This is a genomic window from Thermomonas sp. (assembly GCF_041919455.1).
Lineage (GTDB): Bacteria > Pseudomonadota > Gammaproteobacteria > Xanthomonadales > Xanthomonadaceae > Thermomonas.
Genome location: NZ_JAYRTQ010000041.1, coordinates 1 through 3728, shown reverse-complemented (window position 1 = coordinate 3728; position 3728 = coordinate 1). Strand labels below are relative to the sequence as shown.

Genomic DNA, 3728 nt, shown 5'->3' with positions numbered 1-3728 from the left:
TCTCGCGCACCGCCAGCGAGGTCTGCATCAGCTTGGTGGCGATGCGCCCGGCGAACTCGTCCTGGAAATAGCCCATCGACTGCCGCAGCAGGTAGCGATGCACGTTCCAGCGGATCCGCATCGGGAAGTTGCCCAGCAGGGTCTGGTGCTGCACCAGCGAATTCAGCAGCACCAAACCCGGCAACACGACCAGCACCAGCGCCGCCATCCATGCCAGCCGCGGCCCTTCCTGCGCCATGAACGCGGTCGGGCCGACCGCATTCATCCGGTCGACCAGCGCGCCCACGTAGGCGTACAGCGCCACTTCCGCCAGCGCGATCAGGCCGGTGCTGATGGTGAGCAGCAACAGCCAGCGCTCCGCACCGCGGGTGTAGTGGCGGCAGAAGGCGTACAGCGTCGCCGGCGGCTGCGCCGGTGGCGGGTCGGGAAAGGGATCGAGGCGGGATTCGAACCAGCGTTGCATCGTGAGGACTCGCGCGACAGGCGGGCATTGTGCCAGCGCACCACCGCGTGGCACGCGCCTTACAATCCGTGCATGGCCAAGCTCGTCCTGATCGACGGATACAACTACCTCTATCGCGCCTTCCATGCGCTGCCGCCGCTGAGCAATGCGGCCGGCGAGCCGACCGGCGCGCTGTTCGGCATCGTCAACATGCTGCGCGGGCACCTGAAGGAAAAGCCGGACTACATCGCCTTCGTGATGGATGCGCCTGGCAGGACCTTCCGCGACGATCTCTACGCGGAGTACAAGGCCAATCGCGCGCCGATGCCGGACGAGTTGCGCGCGCAGGTCGAGCCGATGATGGCGATCGTCGAGGCGCTCGGCCTGCCGGTGGTGCGCGTGGACGGCGTGGAGGCCGACGACGTGATCGGCACGCTGGCGGTGCGCGGTGCCGAGGCCGGCATCGACGTGACCGTCTCGACCGGCGACAAGGACATGGCCCAGCTGGTGCGCCCGCACGTCGTGCTGGTCAACACCATGAGCGGCGGCAAGCTCGATTCCGACGAGGCGGTGATGGCCAAGTTCGGCGTGCGTGCCGACCAGATCATCGATTACCTGGCGCTGATGGGCGACGCGATCGACAACATCCCCGGCATTCCGAAATGCGGGCCGAAGACCGCGGCGAAATGGCTGGCCGAATACGGCTCGCTGGATGGCGTGATCGCCAACGCCGACAAGGTCGGCGGCAAGATCGGCGAGGCATTGCGTGAGGCGTTGCCGCGGCTGCCGCTCAACCGCGTGCTGACCACCATCAAGACCGACGTGGTGCTGGGGCAGGAGCCTGCCGACCTGCACCTGCGCGACCGCGATGTCGATGCGCTGCGTGCGTTGTACACCCGCTACGGCTTCAACCAGGCACTGAAGGAACTCGAGGGTGGCGCATCGTCGAGTGCGTCCGTGGCGACGACGGAGAAGGAGCCGGGCATCGCGCGCGGCAACGGTTTCGTCGCCCCCAGTGCGCCGGCATCGCAAGCGGAACTCGATCCGGCGCTGTCCGCGGCCGGCGAGTACGAGTGCGTCCTCGATACCGCGCAGCTCGATGAATGGGTGGAGAAGCTGCAGGCGGCCGAGGAATTCGCCTTCGATACCGAAACCGATTCGCTCGATGCCATGCGCGCCAACCTGGTCGGCATCAGCCTGAGCGTGGAACCGGGCAAGGCCTGCTACATCCCGGTCGCGCATGAAGCCCCGGGCGTGGCCGCGCAACTGCCGCGCGACGTTGTACTGGATGCATTGCGCCCGCTGCTGGCCGACCCGTCGAAGCGCAAGCTGGGCCAGCACGGCAAGTACGACCTGCATGTCCTGCGCCGCCACGGCATCGACGTGCACGGCTATGCCGACGACACGATGCTGGAGAGCTTCGTGCTGAACGCGGGCATCGCCCGCCACGACATGGATTCGCTGGCGCAGCGACACCTCGGTTACCAGACCGTCAAATACGAGGACGTGGTCGGCAAGGGCGCGAAGCAGATCGGTTTTGCCCAGGTCGCGCTGGACGATGCCACCCGCTATGCGGCGGAAGACGCCGACATCACCTTGCGCCTGCATCGCGTGATGCAGCCCAAGCTGCAGGCCGAGCCCGGATTGCTGTCCGTCTATCGCGACATCGAAATGCCGCTGGTGCCGGTGCTGGAACGGGTCGAATCGAATGGCGTGCGCATCGATGCCGACGAACTGCGCCGGCAATCCGCCGAGCTGTCGCGGCGGATGCTGGCTGCGCAACAGAAGTCCACCGAACTGGCGGGGCGCAGCTTCAACCTCGATTCGCCGAAACAGCTCGGTGCGCTGCTGTTCGACGAGCTGAAACTGCCGGCACTGGTGAAGACGCCGAGCGGCGCGCCCTCGACCAACGAGGAAGCGCTGGAAGCGATCGCCGACCAGCACGAACTGCCGCGGATCATCCTGGAGTACCGCGGGCTGGCGAAACTGCGCAGCACGTACACCGACAAGCTGCCGGAGATGGTCAATCCGGACACCGGCCGCGTGCACACCAGTTACCACCAGGCCGGCGCGGCGACCGGGCGGCTATCGTCGTCCGATCCGAACCTGCAGAACATCCCGATCCGCAGCGAGGACGGCCGGCGCATCCGCACCGCGTTCGTCGCGCCCCCGGGGCGCAAGATCGTGGCCTGCGACTACTCGCAGATCGAGCTGCGGATCATGGCCCACCTGTCCGGCGACGAAGCCCTGGTGCGCGCGTTCGAGAGCGGTGCCGACATCCACCGCGCGACTGCGGCGGAAGTCTTCGGAAAATCACTCGAGGACGTCAGCGGCAACGAACGCCGTGCCGCCAAGGCGATCAACTTCGGCCTGATGTACGGGATGGGTGCGTTCGGGCTGGCCCGCCAGCTCGGCGTCGCGCGAGGTGAGGCGCAGGACTACATCGCGTTGTACTTCAGCCGTTATCCCGGCGTGCGCGACTTCATGGAGCGCACGCGGCAGCAGGCGCGCGATGCCGGTTATGTCGAAACCGTGTCCGGGCGACGCCTTGCGCTGGACTACATCCACTCGCGGAATGCCGCGCAGCGTGCCGGTGCCGAGCGTGCCGCGATCAACGCGCCGATGCAGGGCACGGCGGCGGACATCATCAAGCGCGCGATGGTGCGGGTGGATTCTTGGCTCGAGGACTACCGCGATCGCGCCCTGATGATCCTGCAGGTCCACGACGAACTGGTGTTCGAGGCCGACGAGGACTTCCTGCCGACCCTGATGGCGCAGGTGCCGGCGCTCATGGCAGGGGCGGCCGAACTGCGGGTGCCGCTGGTGGTCGATAGCGGGGTCGGCGACAATTGGGACGAAGCGCACTGAACTGGTGCGCCCGGGTGCGCCAAACGGGGCGTCAGGCGGCCGGGGAAACCGCTCTGGAATGCGGGTTCCAGCGGTTCTGGAAAATCGCAATGAATCATTCCTGAACCCAACAGTTTTTTAACTCGAATCTTCACGAACCATCCATGTGCGGAGTGGTCATATGTCGCGTAACAGGTGCAATGCCTGTTACCGATCACTACCCCTCCCCTGGTGTGATCACGGAAATGCAGGTTCTCCCCAACCTGCCTTCCACCGGCCCCGCAGTCCCCCCCTGGCTGCGGGGCTTTTTTATGGTTCATCACGGATTACCGGGGAAGGCGGCTTTGATCTTCAGGAAGAAGTACTCGCTGTCGCGGTAGCCGTAGGCCATGCGCTTGATCACCTTGATCTTGTTGTTGATGCCTTCCAGTTGCCCGGT

The 3728-nt window shown here is 65.9% G+C and carries 2 protein-coding genes and 1 pseudogene; 1 reads left to right on the top strand and 2 read right to left on the bottom strand.

Annotation, left to right across the window (positions count from 1 at the left end; all coding sequences use genetic code 11):
- Positions 1-463: pseudogene (locus tag ACE3T8_RS14850) on the bottom strand (ABC transporter ATP-binding protein); the annotation flags it as partial.
- 72 nt (positions 464-535) lie between these two features.
- Between ACE3T8_RS14850 and polA the strand changes: the two are divergent.
- A complete protein-coding gene (gene polA, locus ACE3T8_RS14845; protein WP_374610231.1) occupies positions 536-3310 on the top strand; it encodes a DNA polymerase I in 2775 nt (924 codons plus the stop codon).
- Positions 3311-3608: 298 nt separating this feature from the next.
- Here polA and ACE3T8_RS14840 read toward each other — a convergent pair.
- Positions 3609-3728 (bottom strand): transposase (locus ACE3T8_RS14840; protein ID WP_374609356.1); only part of this gene is annotated, 120 nt, incomplete at its 5' end.